We start from the raw sequence: 23083 nt of genomic DNA, 5'->3' as shown, positions 1-23083 counted from the left end.
TTTCACGATTTTTTGTTCCCCAAATCAGATGTAACCAGCAGCGAGAGTAAGAGTGTTGGGACATGGATTGCTCCTTTCATTTCCTCCGCCATCCCCGTCATGAATGACGGGGATAATGATAGCTTCAGCCAACTAACAGCCTCCACTTGCTTCAGCCACGTGTCACCCTGGACGGTGCCAGTCACCCCTGGCTTCAGCCAGGGGGTAGCCCCCGTACCCAGCTCGTACCGTAGCCGCTTCAGCGGCTTACCACGGTGGCGAAACGAGAGCGCCAACCCGCCGCCCTAAGCGTTCAAAAACCGCTAAAGCGGTTCTGACGCCGTCTCGGTTCTTCGTTCTCCCTGTCCCCCGTCATGAATGACGGGGATAATGATAGCTTCGACCAACTAACAGCCTCCACTTGCTTCAGCCACGTGTCAGCCTGGACAGTGCCAGTCACCCCTGGCTTCAGCCAGGGGAGAACCCCAGCGCTAAACCCATACCGCCAGCCGCTTCAGCGGCTTACCATGGGTAGATTCATTCTCCCTCCCCGTCATGAATGACGGGGCTAAGCCTGTCTATCCGATATTCAGCCCTAAACTTTTCAATATCTGCCGCAACTTCTCATCCGCTGCCTTCCGCTCTTCCTCAGCCTCCTGCAGCAGCACCACGGCGTCCTCCAGCGGCAGGGTATCGTCCTCGCCGTCCTGGGTTACGTAGCGGGACGGGCTTAGATTGTAATCGTTCTTCACCGCCTCGTCTTTGGTGATGATCTTGCTGATGCCGTCCTGCTCCTGCCAGTGCAGATAGAGCTCAGCGATGCGGGCGATATCTTCCTCGGGCAGGTAATTCTTCGGCCTGCCCTTTTTGAACTCCTTGGAGGCGTTGATCAACAGAATTTCGCCAGGGTGATTTTTGTGCTTATTGATGATCAAAATAATCCCAGGCGCCGAGGTGTTGTAGAACAGGTTTTCGGGCAACAGCAGCACGGCCTCCACCAGATCGTGATCAACGAACGCCTTGCGGATGTCCCGCTCCCGATTTTTGCCGACATTGCCGCTGCCACGGGACACGGCGCCCGTATCCAGCACCACGGCCATCTTGCCCCGATCGTTCAGCGAGGCATACATGTGCTGAATCCAGCCCCAGTCGGCACTGCTGGAGGGCGGATAGCCGTAGCCGAAACGATTGTAGGTGTCGTTCTCGAAAACCTCCTGGCTGAAGTCCTGGTTCCACATGGGATTGGCAGTGACCCGATCGAATTGGCGCAGCGAGCCCGCAGGCGTGGTGAAGGCGGGACGGTTCATGGTATCGCCCAGCGTGATTTCGGCTTCCATGTCGTGGATGAAGGTGTTCATCCTGGCCATGGCAAAGGTGGAGGCTAAAATTTCCTGTCCATAGAAGCGCAGCGGCGGGACGTTCTGCCCCTGATATTTCTCTTTGAACCGCAAGAAACATTTGATCAGCAGCCCGCCCGAGCCGCAGCAGGGATCGTAGATGTGCTGACCAGGCTCGGGATCGAGCAGATGGGCCATGAGGATGGCCACCTCCCGTGGGGTATAGAATTCGCCAGCGCTCTGGCCCGAGCCTTCGGCGAATTTGCGCAGCAGATATTCGTACGCCCGACCCAAAATATCGGGCTCCACATCGTGCAAGCCCAGGCGATAGCGTCCCAGCACATCGATGAGCAGCTTCAATTTGTCATCGCTGATCACTCGCTGGCCAGCGGTGGTGGCATTGAAATCGACAATATCGATCACGCCCTGCAGCTTGGGATTTTCTTTGGCAATGGCCCGCACCGCATCGGTGAGATATTGTCCCACGTGGGTCGTCTGGTTGGCGATATTGGTCCAGCGGGCAGCATCGGGAATGAAAAAGCGCACCAGCGAATGCTCGGCCATCACGGCGGATCGTGCAATCTCTTTACCGCCCAACTCTTTGGCCAGCTTGTCGAACTCATCGTCATACACATCGGAAAGTCGCTTGATGAAGATCAGTGGCAGAATATAGTCTTTGTACTTGGGGGCATCGACCTCGCCCCGAATTTTACAGGCGGCTTCCCAAAGCCAGCCCTCGAGGGTTTTGATGTCCAGTTGTGGGTTAGCCATGCAGCGTTCTCCTTGAGCTCGAAGTAAATTCAGATGTCAGCATGGTTGTCGGTAATCAGTGATCAGTGATCAGTAATCAGTAATCAGTAATCAGTGATCAGTAATCAGTGATCAGTAATCAGTGAAATATTTGCGAAGGTTGTGAAGTCCGAAACAGGCCATCGTTGCGAAATCCGCAATCGTATTCGGATTGGGCATAAAGTTGACTCAGAATATTTTACTTAATAATTCTTTCACCAGTAAGAGCAGATCGCTATTTTGGAAGCATCCAAGTTTTTGCCATTCAAGGTCCGATTTTGGTGTGAACAAAATTAAAGAAAAATTGAGTTCAAATCAAGCGAAATTATTAGGCCAAGGGATCATTTTTTATTTTTGGGAGCATTGAAGATATTTAGAACCAGTTCAAACTTATGCCTCATTGGGAAGGTTCGTTTTGGTTTGATGCCCTGATCGGCGTGCAGGAAATCTGAATAGTTGCGGCAGTCTCCAATGGCGTAAGGGACGATGAGAAATTGGATATCACAGATCATCAATGGTAGGGCGATAGGGAGGATGGAATAGGGACAGATGAACAGGATGGCAGCGCGATATTTCCCATGTGCCAGCGTTGGGAGAAAAATTTCCCGCGCGATGTCCTTTGCGGAGGTCATGATATAGACCGCTGCCCCAGACTGAATCGCAGCTTCGGCAATGGGCTGGATATCGCAGATTTTACAAGCTGGAAGAAGCTGATTGTGGCCGGGATGTTCAATGAATGAGCAATTATGGCTGAACCTTGGCGAGGGACAGGCGAGCGGCTGCACGTCAGTTTTGATCGGGCGCTGGCAATAGCCCATCCCGACCAACAGCCGCTTTGGATCGCGCTGAAGTTGATAGGCGATGGATTGGATCGAGCAATTTGAATAGATTTTATTGGGCGAAATGGTTCCAAGAGATCGGCAGAAGTGCCGGTAGATCATCAATCCGCGGAAGGTTTTTGCGGGATATTTGATTGCAATCTTGAATAGGAAAAACCAGCCATATTCTTGGGCTAAGCTGCGACATCCAAATTCCCAGATACGAAGGCCTAAAAAGCTAATTCGGTCCAGATAATTGCAAATCGTTTTGAACGTCATGGATAATCACCACTCCATTATTGCCATCGACAGTGATTCTCGCACCGTTCGGGATCCGTTCAGTCGCCCGCTCGACGCTTGTGACGGCAGGAATGCCAAATTCCCGAGCGATGATAGCCCCATGGGAGAGGATACCCCCGACCTCCATCACCAGCCCTCGGATGGTTCCGAATAGAGGCGTCCATCCCGGATCGGTGGTCGGAACCACCAGGATTTCGCCAGGCTGGATCATGGGGAATTGGATTAGCGATGTCAAAATCCTCGCGATGCCAGTAGCAATGCCAGGGCCAGCGCTTATGCCTGTCAATTTTTTAAGATTTTTATTGGCAGATAAAGTTGCAGACTGAGATTCATCGATCAGGGCAGGGGGATGGACCTGTTGCCAGCGCCGATGTTGCTTGATCCGTTCAATGATATTGGTTTTCGATGATGGTAGATGGTGCAGAATCATTTGCATTAATTCGTGACGCGTGAGGAAGAAGATCTGATCGGGTTCATCCAGCCAGCCTTGCCGTATGAGGCGCTGGCCAAGCTCCAGTGCGATATTGCGCTTCAATGCCAGGGCAAAATGCCAATAATGCCTTTGGTTTTCGCGCAGTGAAAAAAATTGTTGAGACCAATTGAGCAATATTTGAAAAAAGCGGCTTTTCAGCCAGCCCCAATGCGCCTGTGAGAGATGGTGCAGCACGAGTTCTTCGGTGGTGCGGCGTTGCTGTTCAAAGGCTTGTTGTTTGACCGCTGGAGATGACTGATCTGGGCTTATTCGATACTGCAGAATCAGCCGCCAAAGAGAGTCCCAACCCTCAGCAAAGGTGGGTGTTGCAATATCGAGGTTAGTGGAGCGATGCCCAAAGCGCCTGAGGAACGATTGCCACTCGGGATCGGTCGCGAGCCGCGGATTGGATGGGCTTTTTGAGCCTTGTAATGGTTCCTGTTCGTTGTGACGGCTCAATTGCCAAAGTGCGATGTTCATTTCCACGGTGAGATTGCCAGGGATACCCCGATGCAACGCAGCAACTGTGGCATCGGCATCCAGTTGCGGCAGCCATTTTCGGATCAGCCAAATCAAAAAATGATAGTGCAATTCAGCAAATGTGATGCTCCAACGATGCAGCTTGAGCAGACTATTGGATAAGCTCTCTGCCGTCAACATTGCTTGCCACAGCTTTTGATCGGGCAAAAAGTGAAGTTTTTGTCCTTGGAGAAGCCGGATGTGATGGCAATAGCGCGCCAGAAATTGTTTCCAATTGCGCAGATGAACTGGTGGCAGCCAATCATTGGTAGTAGCGAGTGATTTTGCGATTGGGATGATGCGTTTGATCACCTGCCGTAGGGAGTGAGCAAGCGAAACCGGTTGGGGGTAAAACAGTTCTCGCTTTTCTCTGGCAACATAATCGCTGGGAAATAGCGAATGCAATGCTTGGAACACTTCCAATCGTGTATAAGGTCGGCCGAAGAAGCATCGCGTAATTTGAGCGCGAGCGAGCTCGTTAAAGCCCAAAAAGGATAGGGGCTCGCGAAAGGCATTGAGCTCGATGATCGGTTTCAAAATGGACCAGCCCAGCGGGGAGACTGGAAGCGGAAACCGTTCCCCGAAAAAGTAATTCGACCAAAGTGGCTGATCAGCTCCGTGTGAATGGCCCAAGCGCGCCGTAATGGCTCGCGATTGAAGGATGAAAATCTGACCGTGATAGATCGCCCATTCAATATCCTGCGGCATGCCGAATAATCGCTCAATTCGGAGGGCGGTTTTTGCCAGCTCCACCAAAAGCTCGGCATCGAGCGCTGTGGGCTCCCCTTGCAGAGCCAGGGTGCTGCGATGGGCCCGGTAGCGCCAAGGATTTGCTGTGCCGCTGGCCAGATCCGCTCCGATGCCCGGTTTCGCCTCGATCAATAGCCATTCCCCAGATCGATCGGCGGGATCGATGGTGAAACATATGCCAGCATAATCGGCTGGGATCATTTGCTGGATGATCACGGACATGGAATAATCAGGAAGCCGCTGCTTGGCGAGTCCGCTGTACATTTGGGCTCGCTCGCCCCATAACGATGCCCAGCATTGCTTGATCGCATTGTGCAATTGCGATTCATTTTGAATGTTGAGGAAGCTGTCTAACTGTCCTGCAAAAGAGCGATTGCGCTGGTCTTCTGCTACGGCGGAGGAGCGAACTGCCACCGCTTTTGTCGGCGCATCGATCAGCAGTTGCTTTGCGGCGAGCTGAATTCGTTCGGCGATCTCCGTGGGAATTTCAGCAGCCAAAATTTGGGATCGGATGGAAGTGCAGATTTGACTGGAATGGTTCGATTTCAGTTTAGAGATCAGGCGGTCGATTCCATTGATTTTGAGAATATGCCAGTAGAGCGATGTGCTGAGGACAAAAAAAGGGGGGACATTGAACCCCCATTTGGTCAAGCGCGCTAAATTGGCCGCTTTGCCGCCGCTGAATTTCGAGCGCAAGCTCTTGCCCTGGCGATGAGAAAGGATAAATTGACTGCTTTTGCAAAGCAAAAAGTTCATTTCAAATCACGAAACTTGAGCTGAGACATTGCTGGTGCTTTCGCTGATGCTCGGCTAATGCTTGACCAGCTTCACATCCTCCTCATAATTAAATTTTGGATCTTGAGTCTTATCATGACAGCCGATGCAGGTCTCTTCGGTGATGGGTGCCAGAATCGCTGCTTTAAGTTTCTGCGATTTGATCTTTTCAATGCTCTGAACATGCAACTTGCCGATGCCATGACAGGCTTCGCATTGAACATGGATCATGTCTGGGCTCTCGTCCACTCCATAGAACCCATTATATTGCGCAAATCCCGTGGTGTGGCATCTGGCACAATTGAGATCATCTTTCTTTCCAGCTTTCACCAGAGTGTTGAACGCCCGAGCATGGGATGTCTTGCTCCATTGTTCATATTGCTCCTGATGACACTCTTTGCATTTCGCTGCCCCCACGTACATTTCGATCTTCTGGGATTGCTGGCGATCAATTTCAAAGCTCAACTTTGCTTCCTGCTCACTATATTCTTTGATAAGCTTCAGCATTGCAGGATCATCTTTGATTTTTGCGTCCAATGCTACCACTTTGCCTTCATGATCGATGATCTTTCGCTGCTGATTCAACACCAATCGCAGATCTCCAATATATTGACCACGGTTTCCGCCAACGATCACCAGGGTTCGGTTGAGCTTCTGTGGATCGAGTCGCATCACTGCATCGTGACCGGCGATGATGACATCGATCTCTGGTACCGCCTCTGCGAAGGCTGTCAACTGGCCGTATGATAGATGGATTAATCCCACGATTAAATCGCATTGGCCTTTTAGTTTTGAGACCACCTTCTGCGCGGCTGCAGTCGGCTCGCCGACCACCAACTTCGGATCGGTCTCTTCATACGACAATTGGGGCCGTTGCATGACCACGCCGAAGATACCCACCTTCACTGCTGGAATATGTCTATCACCAAAGTCAAAAGCTGGGAGTTCTTTGATGATATAAGGCTGAAAAACTGGGGTCTCCCCATCAGCTTGAAAAATATTTGCGGAAGTAAATGGCAATTTGTATTTTTTCTCCATGTCTTTGAGAAACTGCAATCCCTGGAGAAAATCGCGTTCACCCAGATTGATGGCATCGTACTTCATCATGGAAAAAGCCTTGAGCAAATACTCAGCCGCGAGTTGCTCTTTTTTCCCTCTGCCGCTGATGAAATCGCCATTATCTACTATCAGTTGATGTTCGCTGCCCGCATGATGTTGTTTCATGTAAGTCGCTCGCCGAGCCACACCGCCGCTGCGGCTGGAGCCTCAACCGCATGGCTCTAAGTAGCCCATGAAATTCGCTGATGAAAAAATATGAACCGCAAATTGATTGGCCATCGGCTTTTTTCCCTGCGCAAAGCCCAATGAAACGAAAACCAATATGATCAATAATAGCCAGATTGCCAAATATCTTAAAGCCATAATACCTCCTATTGACCTTCAAATCCTTGGTGAATCATATGAACTTTTCCAATGAAAATTTTGGAGTCGGTTCGCTTCTGGTTCAAAATTTTTCCATGGAACATGGCTGCAAAACATTGAACCGATCCTTTCGAATTACGATTCCGTTAGCGATCACACTCCCTCGACAAACCAAAGGAGGTCTTCAAATAAAGATCGATCAAAAATAGTTGCAATCAGCTATTCAGCAACAGCATTGCAATGCTTGCAGTCATTTTGCATGTTATAGTAATAAATTTTTTTTAAATTGTCAATGAATTATGTTGATTTTGTCGGGAAATTTTTTAGATTGAAAATGAGGCGACAGATTATGCAGGCAGGCAAATTAGCGGCGATTTCGTTTCTGCTCTATCATAGCACTGAGGAATTGAACAGGTGTATCTGCTGGGAGAAATGCTCGAGATTAAGGAGCGCGGTGCAGGCGATCGTTTTCAAGTTATGAACGGTAACAGTCCAGGAGGTATCACCGGTCTGAAAGCTATGCTTCGAACGCCTTTCTTGATTTCAAGCGAATATTGCGGCGGCTCCGAGTTGGGCAGGGGAGATTCGTTGACCAGAAACTGGGAACTTCAAACTGAAGATACGAGCCCAACGTCATTGATCAAATAGGCCAAAATTTCAGCTTTTTGTAAAGCAGATGTCATCGAATAAAAAAAGTTCAGGGATAAACTTATATGAACGAGGAGGGACCTATGAAGCAGGTACGATGGTTTATTGCGGTATTTTTATCAATCGGTTTAACGTTGAGCCTGGTGGCTGAATCGAAGGCCTTTGCGGCGAATGGAGGGGTAGAACTGGCGCTGCCAGATACTTTTGCCGCGCCGAATCAGTTGGTCAATCTGCCGATCCGGATCGCTGGGGTTTCGGATTATGACATTATTTCCGCGCTGATTGAAGTGCATTTTGATTCCAGTTGTTTGGAGTTTATCGAACTGAGCGGCACAGGCGCAATTACCGAGAACTGGCAGATGGCTGCGGTCCATCGCTCTGCCAAGCGAATTTACTTCGCGCTGGCTGGCAGTTTGCCGTTAACCGAAGACGGGGTTCTCGTGTTTTTGAAGTTCCGGGTCAATCCGCGGGCTAGGGAAAATGATGCCTGCGATTTGAAATTTGGGGAGGTCATGCTGAATGAGGGCAATCCACCCAGTATCAATCGAGATGGTCGGTTTCACGTTCGGGGGTTTCAGCTCGCTGGCTCAGTGCGATATCAGGGTACTGGTCTTCCAATATTGAATACAAAATTGGCTATAACGGGACAGCAAAGCGCGACCTTTGCGACAGATGCTAATGGGAATTTCAACTGCTACGGTTTGCACTATGGGGATTATCTCCTGACGCCCCAGAAATTTGGCGATCAAGGCCGAGCGGTGACCCCGTTCGATGCAGCGCTGATTTTGCAACATCTGGTCGGCGCCAATATTTTGACGCCCTATCAACGCATTGCTGCCGATGTAAGCGGCGATTCTACCGTCAGCGCATACGATGCCTCGCTGATCATGCGATATGCTGTTCGCCTTGAAAATAAATTTCCCACTATGGCCGACAGCCTGGATTGCTGGGAATTTGTCCCAACGATTTTTCCGATCAACGATTCCAATTGGGTACATCGCCCCAATTCACTTATTTATCAGCCATTGGAAAAGGATCAATTCAATCAAAATTTCATCGGGATCGTATACGGCGACGTCTCGCAAAGCTGGACCAATCCGGCGATCGCGCCGCTGGTTGTGGAGAAGATTTCCAGCGCCCGGTTGCAAATCGAATATCCGTCGCAAACCAGCACAGACCTCGTATCCATTCCTATTTTGTTGGAGACATCGCAGCCGATTATCAGCGCCGAGCTCGAACTAAAATTTGATGATACGCGTTTCAGCCTCACCGCTGTGACCGCTGGCGAGCTGGCCCAGGGATCTCTCATTTGCCATCGTCGCGAAAAGAGCTCTTTAGTCATCGCGCTCGCTGGAGCCAATTCTATCGCTGGCTCGGGGACACTCGTGAGCTTGTGGTTCAAGCCGATCGGCAGCAGCGATCGGCATCAAACCGATTGGCTCAAATTGGACCGCGCTTGGCTCAATGACCAGCCGATCGCTGTCGCGACGACAACCAGTGCAAATGGCCATTCGCACGTTCCCGATCGGTTGGAATTGTCGCCAAATTATCCCAATCCGTTCAATCAGGGCACAGTTTTTCGAATCTCCATCCCAGCCATCGCCAATCCTGCTGTTTTGCTTTCGATTTACAATGTGCGTGGCCAATTGGTTCGCAGCTTGCTGAATGATGCGATGCCACCAGGGATTTATTCGATCTACTGGGATGGCAATGATGAGGCAGGGAATATTGCCAACAGTGGGACTTATTTTGCGGTATTGAAGGCAGGCGAGCAGGTGATCCGACAGAAATTGATGTTGTTGCGTTAGCATGAATGAACTAAAGATGATCTGTCTGTTGGGATTGAAAATTCCCTGTTAAATCGATTGACTTTTCGGAATAGCGTTTTAATTTATTAATTTTCCCAAGAAGCAAACAAAATTGCATGAAAATTGTCTCAGAAATTTAGCGCATGGCCCTGCGTTCCGTGAGGAATGGAACTTTTCATATCGATCTATTTCCGAGATTCATTTTTCAATAAAAAAGTGCAGGGTCAGCGTGACCAAGCTGACCCTGCCGTAGCTCCGTCTATTGATTGCTGAAATTGCGTATTGGACTACCGACCATTTCGCTTCGTTTGACCTTTTGGGCCAGTTCCATCGCAGACACCGGTTCCATTTCCTGCCTTCGGACCAAGGCCTTTAAAACCCGAGCCTTTTTGTCCCTTTCCATTTGCAACTTTGTGGCCGAACTTGTTGCCAGTGCCATCCTGGGGACGAACATAATCGGAGTCCTGGCAATTGCGAATCCCATCGCCATCGGCATCCTGGATCCGATCATTGATGCCATCCCCGTTTTGATCCACAAAGCCGAAGCGTTTACCACGATCAGGATTCAATGGCTTATAATCTGGATCGAGGCCATTGGGAATTCCATCGCCATCGGCATCCGGCGCTTTGTCGTTGTACCCATCGCCATTGGCATCGACAAATCCAGCGGCCTTATTGCCCATTTGCGGCTTAGTTTGAGCAAAACTCTCATCGCTCAAAGTGGTAAAAGCCAAGAAAGCGACCGCAATCGCTAAGACGGATAATTTGATAATGCGTTTCATGATGAACCTCCTGAATCGGTTAATTGGATAATTAGGAAACTGATCGTTTCCAGTGTTAATTGTTTCGACCATATTAATTACAAGTCCCGTGCCAAATTTTTTGTCGTTCGTTTAACTCTTTGTGACTAAAGAAGCTGGGTATTAATAAATTGGGTGATTTGCGGTTTGAAAACTGAAACAATTCGACCAAATGGTCGAAAAGTTCGACCAATTCGAGAGGTCATGCCTATTTTTGCGGGGATCATAACCGGTGAACCAGCCATCTCAAGACCACCTTCGACTTGAGAAAATGCTTGCATTTTTTTGAAAAACTGAATAGATTGAAATGATGAAACGGAGGTGAGAGAAAATGGTATTAGCGGAATTCTCCATGTACCCGACAGACAAGGGCGAAAGTGTGAGCGAATATGTCGCCCAGCTCATCGATCACATCGATCGAACTGGGATCACTTATCAGCTGACCCCGATGGGGACAATTTTGGAGGGTTCGTGGGACCAAGTATTCGGTGTGATCGGAGATTGCTTCAAGATTTTAGAGCCCCAGAGCAACCGGATCACTACGATCATCAAAGTTGATTATCGCAAAGGAACCGAGTCTCGCATGAAATCTAAGGTTGAGAAAGTGAAAAGCATTTTAAAACGCGAGATCCGGCATAGCTGACAGAAAAACTCACAATCAGTCAGCTTATGAATTGGGGTGATGCAATGAGACTCGACGCTTCTTTTCATGAATTGGCGGAATGGGATTAATTAGCGCAATTAGCGGTTCAAATTCACGTTGAAATCACTGAAAGTAGAGAGGCATCGGCATGAATATCACTAAACTTCTCTCTTGGAATGTGAACGGCATCCGCGCCGTCCATAAAAAAGGTAATCTCGCTGAAGTGTTTCAGCTTCAGCCAGACATCCTGTGCATTCAGGAAACCAAAATCCAACCCGATCAACTGACCGATGATCTATTGAACATGGCTGGATACCATGCTTATTTTGAATCCGGGGATCGGAAGGGATACAGTGGCGTGGCGCTCTATTCCAAGCAAGAACCAAAGGAATTAAAGACCGGTTTCGGCATCGAAAAATTCGATAAGGAGGGACGAATTCAGATCGCAGATTATCAGGATTTTGTTCTATTCAACATCTATTTTCCGAATGGAAAAGGTTCGAAGGAGCGCTTACAATATAAGATGGATTTTTATGATGCCTTTCTTGATTATGTCGATCGATTAAAGGATGCTGGCCGAAAAATTGTCGTCACTGGGGATGTCAATACTGCTCATAAGGAGATCGATCTGGCCCGTCCAAAGGAGAATGAGAAGGTATCTGGCTTCTTGCCAGAAGAGCGCGCTTGGATCGATAAATTTCTAAGCCACGGTTATCTCGATACCTTCAGGATGTTCAATCAGGAGCCAGGGCAGTATACTTGGTGGGATATGAAATCGAGGGCGCGGGAGCGGAACATTGGCTGGCGCATCGACTATTTTTATGTCAGTGAGAATCTAAAAGACAACGTAAAAGCCGCTTATATTCTGCCTGAGATCATGGGTTCGGATCATTGTCCCATTGGAATTGAGTTGGAAATTTGAATCAATTTCTCAGGTTTGGTGCCATACATTTAAATGGAATCGGACAATATCATTCCTGCGACAGCAGGAATCCTTGAAAGATGAAGAGACAATTGTCCGCCAACCAGTGGAAAGGAATTTCTTGTTATGTTTATTACCTATTGGCCCAATGAGCCCCCTATCTGCGCAGGGGTGACATTCCGCTCTTCTATCATTCCTGCGACAGCAGGAATCCGTGAAAGATAAAGAGGCGCTTGTCCACCAACCAGTGGAGAAAAAGCTCTTGCTAGCTATCTTATCCATTGGCCAATGAGCTCTCTTGCCTGTGCAGGGGGAACGCTCCATTCTTTGTGATTTCTGCAAATGCAGGCGTGACAAGTATCAATTCAATATTTGATCATTTTGCAAAGGTTCAGAGCGAATTTAATTAAAGGAGCGCTGCTTGGAAACCTACGGCTGGATCTCAATCCTTCCTCCGATCCTGGCAATTATTCTCGCCATTAAAACCAAACAGGTTTATCCCTCGCTATTTCTCGGCATCTGGCTCGGCTGGACGGCAATCAACCGCTGGAATCCCCTGGCTGGTTTGCGCGATGCCCTCGAAGCCACCATCGATGTCTTCAAAGATTCTGGCAACACCAAAGTGATCATCTTCAGCATGATGGTCGGCGCATTGATCATTCTGATGCAGCATTCGGGCGGGGTAACCGGCTTTATCCGTTGGGTCAGCGAAAAGGGCCTGGTGAAAAACCGAACCAGCGCCAGCCTACTCTTATGGCTCATCGGGGTGATGATCTTCATCGAGAGCAATATGATCAATCTCGTCATCGGCTCCATTGGTCGACCATTGTTCGATAAATTCAAAGCCCCGCGGGAGAAGCTGGCTTATCTGGCTCACTCGACTTCCTGCCCGGTGTGCGTGATGATCCCGTTCAACGGCTGGGGTGCCGTGTTGACTGGCTTGCTCATTGCCCAGCAGGTAGAAAATCCGTTTTTCACCGTGCTGAAAGCGGTCACCACCAATTTCTATGCCATCTTCACCATTCTCCTGGTGCTGATAATCATCATCACCCGCAAAGATTTTGGCCCTATGGCGAAGGCAGAGCGACGGGCGAAAGAGACCGGCAAGCTGATTCGGGACGGCGCGCAGCTCCTGGTCTCCGAGGAGACCATTGCCATGCCAGTAAAAGCAGGCGTTACGCCCCGACCGATCAACATGATTCTTCCCCTAATAGCGATGGTGTCGATGGTTCCCTTGGGGTTGGTTATTACGGGAAAGGGGAACATCACCCACGGCTCTGGCTCCACAGCCGTGTTCTGGGCGGTGTTAATGGGGATTCTTGCAGCGGCGATTTTATACAAAATTCAAAAGATATTTTCATTGAAGGAAGTGCTCGATCTGGTGATCAAGGGGATGGGGGGATTGATTCCCATGGGACTGCTCATGGTGTTTGCCTTCACCATGGGCGCGTTGTGCAAGACATTGGGGACGGGCCCCTATGTCGCAGGATTGGCGACTGCGACGATCCACCCAGCGCTGGTGATCCCACTGGTGTTCCTGACGGCCTGTTTCATCTCCTTCGCAACTGGAACGTCCTGGGGGACATTTGCGATCATGATGCCGATTGCGGTTCCCTTGGCGCAAAATATGGGCTTGAATTTGCCGCTGATGGTGAGCGCTGTGATGGGCGGGGGCGTATTTGGCGATCATAGCTCGCCGGTGTCGGACACTACGATTATTGCGTCAATGGCTTCGGCCTGCGATCTGATCGATCACGTGAATACGCAATTGCCGTATGCGATGACTGGGGCGAGTCTGGCGCTCATTACTTATTTGGTGATCGGATTGTTGTAACGCAAATTGCCAATTTGCGTCACAACGCTTTCAAACTCATGCATATGACTTTTTGATAAGTATATCTCAAGGAACGGCAGGGAAAGAAAATTATCCATTTCAAACTAAAGATAATAATATTGCCGGCGATCAAACTGAGGAGTTTCGTTCTTGAATAATATTTCCTGAAGAAAAATAGATAATTTTGATTGCGCCATAAAAAAACTCTCTCTTCATGCACGTCCTCGACATGTTGTCCATAATGAATTCCTGCTGGCGTCGTGTCCAAAATACATAATTTGCCCTGCTTTCGAAGCTGATAAGCCAGATCCATTTCTTCGTGATACATGAAATAATTTTCATCAAAGCGAAGTTGAAGCTGGTTTAGAAGTTTTGCAGGCACAATCATCAATGCCCCCTTGATATAATCGACAATTCTATCTTTTCGCTCGCCATCAGGCAATTTGTTCGAGCGGTATTTTCTTATCAATGGGACAACGGTAAGCTGCAAAATCCTTCTTGGAATGGTCGGAAATTTAAAATCGGTTTTTTGAAGCGTTCCATCTGGATTTAACAATTGAAAACCTAAGAGCCCCAAATTTTCGTAGCGTTGATATTTTTCAATGATGCGTTCGAAAATGTCCGTCTTGAATTCAAAATCATTATTCAAAAAAATCAGAAAATCACCCGATGCCAGATCGATTCCTTGATTGCACGCTTTGGCGAAACCTAAATTCTGTTCATTTTTTTTGAAAATTACACCTCTGAATTCAGCTTCCAGCTTGAAAATACTTCCATCCGATGAAGCATTGTCGATCACAATGATCTCGTAAGGATAATTGGAACAAAATTTCGTTATGCTTTTCAAACAATTTGAAGTATAATCATAGGCATTATAGTTGATAACAATGAAAGAAAAGAGCTTCTTTTCAAAATTTGGGTTGGTTGAGATTTTTTTGTTTTGATTCATTTGTGCTGATCGATAATCTTTTTGATAACCTGATAGTCATTTGTTTGAGCTAAGATTTGCTCTTTCGTTAGCTGAACACCAACCTTGAACCGAGCATATTCTTTTTCATCCAGGATTTTTTCAATCATATCGGCCAATTGCGAAATGTTTCCTGGTTCGACCAAGAGTCCATTTTTGCCGTGAGCGATAAGGGTCGGAATATCGCCGACTGCTGTCGCTATTATCGGTCGTTCCAATAACATCGATTCCAGCAAAATCATCGGAAAATAGTCACGATGAGTTGGCAGAACAACGATTTTTGATTTCAAGATATATTCATAAACATCCGGTACAAAGCCCGTGAATATGACATGATTTTCCAGCTTATTTTCTGCTACAAAATTTTTGATGACGGGTTCATCTTCCTTGGCAAACATGCCCACAATGGCTGCCTTCAGATTCGGCATTTTTGAGGTTAAATAGGCTATAGCTTGTAACAGGTCGAGCACACCTTTTTTTAAACTGACTCTGCCAGCAAAAATGATGTCGTACTCTATAACATTTGGATCTGAACGTGATAGGATCTCCTTCTCTATGGCAGAGAAATATCGGAAATAGATCACCTTGTTCTGAATTTGTCGCTGAGTTAGATGCAATCGTGAAATCAGACCTGGAGAATGAGCAATGATCTTGTCGGCGCATAAGCGAATCAAAATAGCATGGAACCATTGTTTGATGGGATTGGCAAAATATTCGTGTATATGCCAGAGAAGACATGCCCTTGAAAGTTTTGCTGGGATCGCAATATAGCGGACCACTGAGGTATTTGCGTAGATGATTGGGTCAACATAACTGTTGAACAATTTATAAAAATAAAGGAGCAGCTTTATATTGTCCCAGAAACGGAGCCAAAATTGAACCATAAAGAAGCGTGGTTGACTGACATGGATATAAAATTTGCTAAGAGAATCTGGTATTAAGGTTCGGATATTGATTTGATCTAAAGCGGATTTGAAGGGGCCATCGCTAGGGCAGACAACCAGCAGATTGTATGACTGCAGCGAATGAAAATATCTGATTATCTGGAGCAATACCTTTGGTGCTCCAAATAATTTCGATTCATTGCTGATAAAGATAATTGTCTTCTCGCTGCTTGACATTATAAAACACCCCGGCTAAAATCCAGAAAATCCCTAACAATTTGCCATGAAATAAAATCGACCCAGTCAGGCTGACGATGAATACAATCGCCAGAATATTGAGCCAGAACATGCCGATATGCGTGAGCTTCGGATTGCGCAGGAAACGAAATCCGTCTCTCAAAAAATAGTATTGCATGATCACAAACAGCGACAGCCCTGTTAGCCCGGTCATGCAGGCAATATCGAGATATAAATTTTCCGCAGTGGGCCAGGGGCTATAGGCCAGATTCATGTGATAACCAACGCCCAGAATGGGATGCGCCACCGTAAGTTGCACGCCCTGAATCCAGGCCCAGATCCGAAATGCAGCAGAGATGATGTCGCTGTTGTACCCCTGAATGCCATAATATTCCACGTACGACCAATCCAGGCTCCAGGGATTGATGTTCAAAAACATATTCACTACCCGACGATCGCTGATCACCGCAAAGATGCTCTGAATGCGGCGATGCGTGGTCGGTTCGAAGTAAAGTGCAATCAATCCAGCGACGGAGACAACCACTGTGATCACGAATGCCCGCTTGTTCCGAATGAAGGTATAACCAAGCAGCGCAAAGAGCAACGCCAATAGGCTGCTTCGGGAGAATGATAGCAGCAATGCAAAAATAATCACGCCAGTGAGCACCAGGATGTATTTTCGATGCCTTCGATCGGCAAGATTCCAGAGCCATAATGCCATCGCTGCCATGAAGGCCATATAGGTGCCAAAGGCATTGGGATTGTTTTTCGTATCGGTTCGCAAAAAGGATTTAAAGGTGCCGGTAGCCCGCAGCCCGCCAGTAACCAAATTGACCTCTGCTGTAAAGTATTGGACGATGGCAATCGCTGCCGTTAAAAATGCAACGATCAGAAAGCCCCATAAAATTTTTTGCAATTCCCGCTGATCCCAATCCTCATTAACAATGATGTAGAATAGCACCAGGTAATTGACCAGGGCAATTACATTGACAAACCCCTGCCTCAACAAATGTCGTGCAGGGATGTCCATCTGATTGAGGAGGGAGAGCAAGAGCACAATAACGAACAGCGTGAACAGCGATAGAAACGGCAGGCGGATGGCTGTCAATTGTCTGTTGGAAATTTTTTCGGCCAGCCAGGCGACAAAGACAATGGGGATTAAAACGTACTGGAAGTTCAGCCCCATGGAAGTGGCGGCATCGGATCTCAATGTCAAGGATTGAAACAGTGGCAGCCCAATGATAACGAAATGCAGCCCATAGCGGTAATTGTGGATGATCAAAATTACAAATAGAACTCCCACCAAAACACCGAGGGCAATGTACTGCTCAAGCCCCAGTAACAGTATGGCAATCACTGGAAAGCTAATTGTTGCCAAAAAAGCCAATGTTTCCAGTGAAAAAACTTTGCCGTTGATTTTCGAGCTAATTGCTGCCACCTGATTTTTCCAAGATCAGATTTCGATTGCTTAACTATGATGAGCCAAAACTAAAATGTGTTTGGACCGCTAATTTCGCAAAATAAGCCAATTTCACCAATTATGAATAGACGCAATTTGAATAATTGGTTCTTGTTGCAAAATTATCAAAACAGGATAAATTGTCATGCCTGCGCATGCAGGCATCTCATTTTTTGGTTGACCTAAGCATCAGTTAAAAAGGAGATTCCTGTCCGCCAACTGGCGGACAGGAATGACATCGTTTCTTTTGATTTCCATTTTTGCAACAGAAATTAATCAGCGTAATTGTCGGTCAAAAGGTTTTGCTCTTTGGATAAAAAATAAATGATTTAAGTACGAACATCCAATTCTTATTTTCCACATTTTATTCTGGAATTGCTCGCAAGCACTGATTGACCTTCAAATAAATGAAAAATTCCACCACCAATTTTCCCAGTGTCACAGCCAGCACGATGTGAAGCACGGTGGTTACACTTGGGAACAGGAGCAGTCCGATGACTACGAAGATCAATCCCAGAATATTGGCCATGGAAATATAGCGATGCCGCTCCATGGCATAGAGAAGCACCCCATTGAATTCATTAAATAGGCTGAAAAGAAATGGTATACCAAAGATCAAGATCGGCAGATATTCGATCTGATATTTATTGCCATAAATCCAGCGTAGCGCTTGCGGCAAAATGAGCACGTAAACAAGCGATACCAATACCGCCCCGAGCCGAATATATTTGATGTCCGCATAATATTTCTGATAGTCGGAGCGTTTGTGAAACTCCGAGGTCTTGGGCAATAGCTGGGTGAAAATGGCATCCTGCAACAGACTGATCAATGAAATGAAGAAAAAAATGAGCACGTAATTTCCGATGATCGCTTTGCCGTATCTCAAATAATTGATGAGCAAAATATCCGATTTCACAAACAGCGTATTAAATATGATGAACATCCACACCCAAAACGCATACCTACCAATTCGATCGATCAGCTTGCGATCGAGTCGGAACGAAAAACTCCAGATCCGAGAATTGGAAAAAATCAACAAGCCGAACGAAGCAGCATAGAGAATGATGATCGTTTTCAATGTCAGCAGCTTCAACAGATAAAGCGCTACGATGCCGATTAGCCGAACCGAATTATTGATGACCAACAACAGACTGAAGCGTTTGAACAATTGCTTTGATTGCAGGGTGGATAACAAAAATTTGAAGAAACTTTCGAACGCAATCGAAACGATCAGCAGCTTCAGCAGGTCGGTTCTGCCCTCTAACGCCGAGAGATGTGGTGCCACCAGGTCGATGGAAAAGTAGAAAATCGCCAGAAAGAGCAGGAGCAGCGACATTTTTAAGATGAAAATATTCGACAGAATTTGCTTCTGCTGCTCGCGATAGCGATTGGTCAATTGATTGAGCGTATTGCCAAGACCAAAATCGGTGAAATTGACGCAGACCAGGCTAACCGCCATCAGCGTGCCGTACATGCCCAGCATTTCGGCGCTGAAGAATTTGGCCAGAATGACATTTGAGATAAACCCAATGAAGATCTTCAGACCATTGCCGCTGAGCAGGATTACAGCGTCGCGAATATAATGGTTGTTCCGAAGAACTTGAAGCTGCTGCACTAACTTTTCCATGTTGCTTTGGCCTGGCTCCAAAATTCCTCCAACTCCTCATGATATTTCTCTCGAATCAACAGATAATAAAACGCACCTGCAGAAGCGAGCAGGAACGCTCCCAGGACGATGAACATCCGTTTGGGTTTTTTCTTGCGATCGGGTGGGACGGCCTTGTCCAGAACCACGACATCGGGGATCTTTTGCAATTCGCTGAGCTTCACCTGCTCCAGCATGGGGACCAACACCTCGGCGATCTTGCGTTGCACTAACAGTTCGCGGTAAATCTGCAGATATTCAACGGTCATATTAGGAATGGCGTTGATCTTCTGATTGATATTGAGCAACTGGTTTTTGATAGCGGTGATCAAGGGGTGATTTTCGCCGTAATTTTCCTTGAGCAACTGCTGCTGGAGCTCCAGACCGATGCGCTGGGCATAGAGCTCGCCCAGGAAATCCAATCCGCTCACCTGCTCAGCCATGATCACGGGCACCTGCTCCCGCTGCTGGAAGGCTTTGATGCGCTGTTCCAATTTTCGGAGCGTATCTTCGTTGGCCCGCACCCGCTCTTCAATCAACTTTTTGAACGTGGAAAGCTCGGAGCGTGCGAACTCTTTTGAACGCTCATTAACGAGTTCAACATAATAATTCGCCATCTCTGCCGCTCGGACTGGGTTTTTGTCGTATACCGAAATCGTGGTCTCATCATTATCCCCAAAGGTAAATGAGACGTTGCTCCTCAGTTCCTTAAGCGCCTTGGACATTAGGGAATCGGAAATGTGATAGACTTTCATCAGGTTGAACTTCCGAACGACTTGTTCGTTAACGGTGCGGCTATTGAGGATGGCCATATAGTTGTAAGCGCTCATCTTTCGCTGGCCTGTGAAGCTCTGAATGACCGAAGAGAGCCCGCCGCTCACGCCGATCATGGTGTTCGGCGCCAGCTCTGGAGCCAAAAATGACGCTTCAGCCAGATACCATTTGGGCAAAAGCAACGAAATGATCAAACCAATTAGCGTGACTCCAAAAACAACACCGAAAAATAGCTTTCGATTTTTTAAGATGAGAAGAATGTAGCGTTTCAACATCGAATTTCCTGTTTTTAAAAACGGATCTAGACTTCTTAAAAACGATCAATTAGCAAACGCACAAATGTCACTCCTGCGAATGCAGGAGTCCTTTTCCTCTCGCTGATTTGTACCTGTTGCAAAATGTCAAAAAAGGCTATATTGTCATGCCTGCGCAGGCAGGCATCTCATTATTCGGCTGACCTAAGTATGAGCTTAGAAGGAGATTCCTGTCCGCCAGATGGCGGACAGGCATGACATGGCTTAACCATATTTTGATTATTGCATCAGACTAATTGACAATCTATAAGATGCCTGCATCTGCAGGCATGACTGGCATTTTTTCCTCTTCTTAGTGTCGATAAAATTGCTATTTCAATTTTGTCAGCAATAGCCAGATGGTCGCGGCCGATCCCCCGACTTCAAGGACACGCGAAATCCAATAGAACGTCATCTCGAAACGATTTTCCCGAACGCGTGGCACCCAGATAGTATCCCCAGGTTCGAGCCGGGTCTTATTGGGCTTCAGCCAGTTTTTATTGCCGGCTTTGATGACGCGCACTTTGCTCTCCCAGGCTTTGTATGAAACACCGCCTGCCTGCTGGATGTAATATTTGTAATCTTTTCCAGCAACGAATTGCTGTTGGCCGGGAAAGGGCACCTGCCCCAACACTAAAATCGTGTTCTGATTGGAAGGGATGAAAATGAGGTCGCCATCCTGAAGTATGACATCATGGGTGGAATCGCCCCGTTGAAACAGCCTCTGGAAATCCACAGCCACAAGATTACGCTTCAGTAAGGCTTCGAAATTGAAATATTCCCTATCGGTGGCGTTCATATCGCTAAGCCGCATATCGAACAATCGTTGATAATCGGGATTCAGCTCCAATTTATCTAACGGTTCATCGAAGCGGAGGACGCGCGCGTTGGCCAATGCGGCATAAGGCGTGAAGCCACCAGCCAGTTTAATAATCTCAGACAAACGCGTTTGGTCTCGAGCAATAGGATACAGGCCGGGCCGAACCACTTCGCCACGGACGCGGACGCTATGCGGATATTCCCGCGGGTATTTTTCGCGCACGACGATGCGATCCATCGGCCGCAGAGGAATATCGGGAATTTCCCGACGCTGGATCTTGGCGTAATCGATCACCTGATGAGAAACCTGCCCGGTTCTGGGATCGGTGCGATACAGATCCACGTGCTCGAGATCGGCGTAGCTGGTCGGACCCTGGGCGATCTCGAAAATACTGGATAAGGAATCCATTGGAAAATATTCGTAGGTGCCTTGGAGCCGCACCGCGCCAGTGATGGTCAGTGAATTGCCCTCGAGATTGAGATTGGGCACGATGATGCGATCGCCGTCCAACAACAGCGGATCGAACCGCGTGTTCCCTGTGGCGTAATAGCGCACCAGATCGACCGCCAGCGTATCGCCATTGTGTCGAATCAATTTGATATTGCGCAGCGAGAAGTTCAATGGCTGCTGATCTAATTCATCGCTGCGATAGTATTTGAGCACCTCATCCCGCTCAGCAAGATTCTTCTTCTGCTCTTCCAATAATGATAATTTCGATGCAGCGACTGGTGATTGCAGATTGGCCTGATAGATCACTTGATCGGCACGTTGCACCGCCGCCGCGTAATAACTGCCTGGGTTATTAACAACACCACTGATGGTCACCGAAAAAATTCTTGGCGACAATAGCGAGGTAGTAATATCCCCTTTGATATACACCTTTCTTACGGCGCTGCTGACCAATGACTTCACCTCGGCAAGGGTCTTACCTGCGACCTCGACCACTCCTACAGTAGGAATAATAATGGTTCCTTCAGGGGTGACCATCGTCGTATTGACGAAAGGGACGGCGCTCCACACGTTGATTTCAAGCAGATCGCCCGGTCCAACAATATAGGTTGCTGGATCAATAGCCCCCTCCAGCGGGATGATCTCCTTAAGTTTTTCCAACAACTTGGTCTTGTCGATATCAAACGAAGGCATCAGGCCGGGCTGCGCCTGGGCTTGCTGTTGTAAATAGACGCTTTGATAATACTCTTGCAACGCCTGTGAGCCCGTTCCCCTCATGACTCGATTGCTGAGAAAATTCTGTTCGTCGCGGATTTTCTGTTGCGCCGTGAGTGGTAGGGAAATACCAAAAACGAAAACTAATAGCAAGACATTTAATCGGTTGAAATGCTTCATGCTGCTACCATAAAAATAGACGTGATCGAAATTTTAGCTGGCTAATATAATTATAACTGGACTAAAAGTCAAGCACAATTTAGGATTATAAATCTGAACAATTGGACAGATGGAGTCCATTAACTTCGACGAATGGACTCCATTTGTCTCTACACAGGGAAATGAATTGCGATGGGATCTGTCATCATTTCAACTCACCGCACCAATACCATCTTTTTCACCTGCCGAAACTCACCAGCGCTGATGGCATACAAATACACGCCTGAGGCCGCAGCGCTGCCATTTTCATCGCAGCCATCCCAGTGAACGGTATAAGCACCAGATTCTTGGTGTTCATCAATCAGCGATCGAATCTTTTGGCCCAGCAGATTGTAAACGGTTAACGTAACATGAGTTGCTTCCGGAAGCTGGTAATGGATTTCGGTTCTGGGGTTAAACGGTCCATTGCGGGCAGATTGCATTCAAAATGAGGGATTAATTTTGGAGAACCAAAAATTCAATTGGAACTGTGCAGAACAACGTTTGATTTGAAGGGAGTTCGGAAGGAATCGCAGTTTGCGTTAGCAAGAAAGGGCGCAGTTATCAATTTTGATGTAGTCCCAATGGCCTCGACTGGGCGTCGTCGCCGCTGCGGTAAATTTAATGTGCTGGCTGGCCGTCCCATTGGCAACCAACTTGCCTTGCACAAGAAGATATTGACCAGTATAAAATTTCACCTTGCTATTGGGAGCAATTGTCAACGTCTTTCCCGACGGCACGGTGATGCTGCTGGACACATTGACCGTATCCGTATCCCAGGTCTCATTGGCCGCAAACATGGGACGCAATTCAAATAATCGCCCTCT

20 protein-coding genes are annotated in these 23083 nt (G+C 47.6%); 6 read left to right on the top strand and 14 right to left on the bottom strand.

The features are described from left to right. The coding region (locus ONB37_19350) for a hypothetical protein (protein MDZ7402319.1) at window positions 1–288 on the top strand (288 nt) is incomplete at its 5' end. A 269-nt stretch (window positions 289–557) separates the two neighbouring features. Here ONB37_19350 and ONB37_19345 read toward each other — a convergent pair. The 5 genes from ONB37_19345 to ONB37_19325 form a co-directional block, all read right to left on the bottom strand. Then, window positions 558–2087, bottom strand: a complete 1530-nt coding sequence (locus ONB37_19345) for a type I restriction-modification system subunit M (protein MDZ7402318.1) — start codon at window positions 2085–2087, stop codon at window positions 558–560. Window positions 2088–2446: 359 nt separating this feature from the next. Next, entirely contained in the window at window positions 2447–3202 is a 756-nt protein-coding gene (locus ONB37_19340; GenBank protein MDZ7402317.1) for a hypothetical protein, read from the bottom strand. Continuing rightward, window positions 3162–5720, bottom strand: a complete 2559-nt coding sequence (locus ONB37_19335; GenBank protein MDZ7402316.1) for a PEP-utilizing enzyme — start codon at window positions 5718–5720, stop codon at window positions 3162–3164. Before ONB37_19335 ends, ONB37_19340 begins: the two co-directional genes overlap by 41 nt. A gap of 54 nt (window positions 5721–5774) precedes the next feature. Then, window positions 5775–6962 (bottom strand): multiheme c-type cytochrome, encoded by a 1188-nt coding sequence (locus ONB37_19330; GenBank protein MDZ7402315.1) that lies wholly within the window; start codon window positions 6960–6962, stop codon window positions 5775–5777. 42 nt (window positions 6963–7004) lie between these two features. Beyond that, the gene (locus ONB37_19325; GenBank protein MDZ7402314.1) at window positions 7005–7160 is read right to left on the bottom strand and encodes a hypothetical protein; all 156 of its coding nucleotides are present in this window, start codon (window positions 7158–7160) and stop codon (window positions 7005–7007) included. Window positions 7161–7592: 432 nt separating this feature from the next. Between ONB37_19325 and ONB37_19320 the strand changes: the two genes are divergently transcribed. Further along, window positions 7593–7808 (top strand): hypothetical protein, encoded by a 216-nt coding sequence (locus tag ONB37_19320; GenBank protein ID MDZ7402313.1) that lies wholly within the window; start codon window positions 7593–7595, stop codon window positions 7806–7808. 83 nt (window positions 7809–7891) lie between these two features. Then, window positions 7892–9616 (top strand): T9SS type A sorting domain-containing protein, encoded by a 1725-nt coding sequence (locus ONB37_19315; protein MDZ7402312.1) that lies wholly within the window; start codon window positions 7892–7894, stop codon window positions 9614–9616. A 287-nt stretch (window positions 9617–9903) separates the two neighbouring features. On the opposite strand, the gene ONB37_19310 is transcribed toward ONB37_19315, so the two are convergent. Further along, window positions 9904–10398: a hypothetical protein gene (locus ONB37_19310; protein MDZ7402311.1), complete on the bottom strand. Its 495-nt coding sequence runs from the start codon at window positions 10396–10398 to the stop codon at window positions 9904–9906. 349 nt (window positions 10399–10747) lie between these two features. On the opposite strand from ONB37_19310, the gene ONB37_19305 reads away from it, so the two are divergent. The 3 genes from ONB37_19305 (at window position 10748) to ONB37_19295 (ending at window position 13815) form a co-directional block, all read left to right on the top strand. Further along, window positions 10748–11059 (top strand): MTH1187 family thiamine-binding protein, encoded by a 312-nt coding sequence (locus ONB37_19305; GenBank protein MDZ7402310.1) that lies wholly within the window; start codon window positions 10748–10750, stop codon window positions 11057–11059. A gap of 148 nt (window positions 11060–11207) precedes the next feature. After that, entirely contained in the window at window positions 11208–11981 is a 774-nt protein-coding gene (gene xth / locus ONB37_19300) for an exodeoxyribonuclease III (protein ID MDZ7402309.1), read from the top strand. Window positions 11982–12402: 421 nt separating this feature from the next. Further along, on the top strand, window positions 12403–13815 hold the full coding sequence (locus ONB37_19295) for a sodium:solute symporter (GenBank protein MDZ7402308.1): 1413 nt from the start codon (window positions 12403–12405) through the stop codon (window positions 13813–13815). Between the two features lie 19 nt (window positions 13816–13834). Here the strand turns inward: ONB37_19295 and ONB37_19290 are convergent, their stop codons facing one another. The 8 genes from ONB37_19290 to ONB37_19255 form a co-directional block, all read right to left on the bottom strand. Then, complete coding sequence (locus ONB37_19290; GenBank protein MDZ7402307.1) at window positions 13835–14764, bottom strand: glycosyltransferase family 2 protein; 930 nt, start codon at window positions 14762–14764, stop codon at window positions 13835–13837. Beyond that, window positions 14761–15666 carry a glycosyltransferase gene (locus tag ONB37_19285; GenBank protein MDZ7402306.1) on the bottom strand — a complete coding sequence of 302 codons (906 nt, stop codon included), beginning with the start codon at window positions 15664–15666 and terminating at the stop codon, window positions 14761–14763. The genes ONB37_19290 and ONB37_19285 overlap by 4 nt, the downstream gene beginning before the upstream one ends. Before the next feature lie 196 nt (window positions 15667–15862). Beyond that, window positions 15863–17341, bottom strand: a complete 1479-nt coding sequence (locus ONB37_19280; GenBank protein MDZ7402305.1) for an O-antigen ligase family protein — start codon at window positions 17339–17341, stop codon at window positions 15863–15865. 385 nt (window positions 17342–17726) lie between these two features. After that, window positions 17727–18989 (bottom strand): oligosaccharide flippase family protein, encoded by a 1263-nt coding sequence (locus ONB37_19275; protein ID MDZ7402304.1) that lies wholly within the window; start codon window positions 18987–18989, stop codon window positions 17727–17729. Next, the gene (locus ONB37_19270) at window positions 18977–20056 is read right to left on the bottom strand and encodes a Wzz/FepE/Etk N-terminal domain-containing protein (protein MDZ7402303.1); all 1080 of its coding nucleotides are present in this window, start codon (window positions 20054–20056) and stop codon (window positions 18977–18979) included. The genes ONB37_19275 and ONB37_19270 overlap by 13 nt, the downstream gene beginning before the upstream one ends. A 349-nt stretch (window positions 20057–20405) precedes the next feature. Beyond that, window positions 20406–22238: an SLBB domain-containing protein gene (locus ONB37_19265; GenBank protein ID MDZ7402302.1), complete on the bottom strand. Its 1833-nt coding sequence runs from the start codon at window positions 22236–22238 to the stop codon at window positions 20406–20408. 194 nt (window positions 22239–22432) lie between these two features. Beyond that, window positions 22433–22699 carry a T9SS type A sorting domain-containing protein gene (locus tag ONB37_19260; GenBank protein ID MDZ7402301.1) on the bottom strand — a complete coding sequence of 89 codons (267 nt, stop codon included), beginning with the start codon at window positions 22697–22699 and terminating at the stop codon, window positions 22433–22435. Between the two features lie 99 nt (window positions 22700–22798). Then, on the bottom strand, window positions 22799–23083 hold a 285-nt coding region (locus tag ONB37_19255; GenBank protein ID MDZ7402300.1), incomplete at its 5' end, for a hypothetical protein.

The sequence above is a fragment of the candidate division KSB1 bacterium genome, from assembly GCA_034506395.1.
Lineage (GTDB): Bacteria > Zhuqueibacterota > Zhuqueibacteria > Thermofontimicrobiales > Thermofontimicrobiaceae > Thermofontimicrobium.
This window is presented reverse-complemented; position numbering and strand designations above follow the sequence as displayed.

Bases quoted from the DNA above. Each gene is read 5' to 3' on its own strand.
- ONB37_19345 (MDZ7402318.1), bottom strand. From the start codon at position 2,087: ATGGCTAACCCACAACTGGACATCAAAACCCTCGAGGGCTGGCTTTGG.
- ONB37_19340 (MDZ7402317.1), bottom strand. From the start codon at position 3,202: ATGACGTTCAAAACGATTTGCAATTATCTGGACCGAATTAGCTTTTTA.
- ONB37_19335 (MDZ7402316.1), bottom strand. From the start codon at position 5,720: ATGAACTTTTTGCTTTGCAAAAGCAGTCAATTTATCCTTTCTCATCGC.
- ONB37_19330 (MDZ7402315.1), bottom strand. From the start codon at position 6,962: ATGAAACAACATCATGCGGGCAGCGAACATCAACTGATAGTAGATAAT.
- ONB37_19325 (MDZ7402314.1), bottom strand. From the start codon at position 7,160: ATGGCTTTAAGATATTTGGCAATCTGGCTATTATTGATCATATTGGTT.
- ONB37_19320 (MDZ7402313.1), top strand. From the start codon at position 7,593: ATGCTCGAGATTAAGGAGCGCGGTGCAGGCGATCGTTTTCAAGTTATG.
- ONB37_19315 (MDZ7402312.1), top strand. From the start codon at position 7,892: ATGAAGCAGGTACGATGGTTTATTGCGGTATTTTTATCAATCGGTTTA.
- ONB37_19310 (MDZ7402311.1), bottom strand. From the start codon at position 10,398: ATGAAACGCATTATCAAATTATCCGTCTTAGCGATTGCGGTCGCTTTC.
- ONB37_19305 (MDZ7402310.1), top strand. From the start codon at position 10,748: ATGGTATTAGCGGAATTCTCCATGTACCCGACAGACAAGGGCGAAAGT.
- xth (MDZ7402309.1), top strand. From the start codon at position 11,208: ATGAATATCACTAAACTTCTCTCTTGGAATGTGAACGGCATCCGCGCC.
- ONB37_19290 (MDZ7402307.1), bottom strand. From the start codon at position 14,764: ATGAATCAAAACAAAAAAATCTCAACCAACCCAAATTTTGAAAAGAAG.
- ONB37_19285 (MDZ7402306.1), bottom strand. From the start codon at position 15,666: ATGGTTCAATTTTGGCTCCGTTTCTGGGACAATATAAAGCTGCTCCTT.
- ONB37_19275 (MDZ7402304.1), bottom strand. From the start codon at position 18,989: ATGGAAAAGTTAGTGCAGCAGCTTCAAGTTCTTCGGAACAACCATTAT.
- ONB37_19270 (MDZ7402303.1), bottom strand. From the start codon at position 20,056: ATGTTGAAACGCTACATTCTTCTCATCTTAAAAAATCGAAAGCTATTT.
- ONB37_19265 (MDZ7402302.1), bottom strand. From the start codon at position 22,238: ATGAAGCATTTCAACCGATTAAATGTCTTGCTATTAGTTTTCGTTTTT.
- ONB37_19260 (MDZ7402301.1), bottom strand. From the start codon at position 22,699: ATGCAATCTGCCCGCAATGGACCGTTTAACCCCAGAACCGAAATCCAT.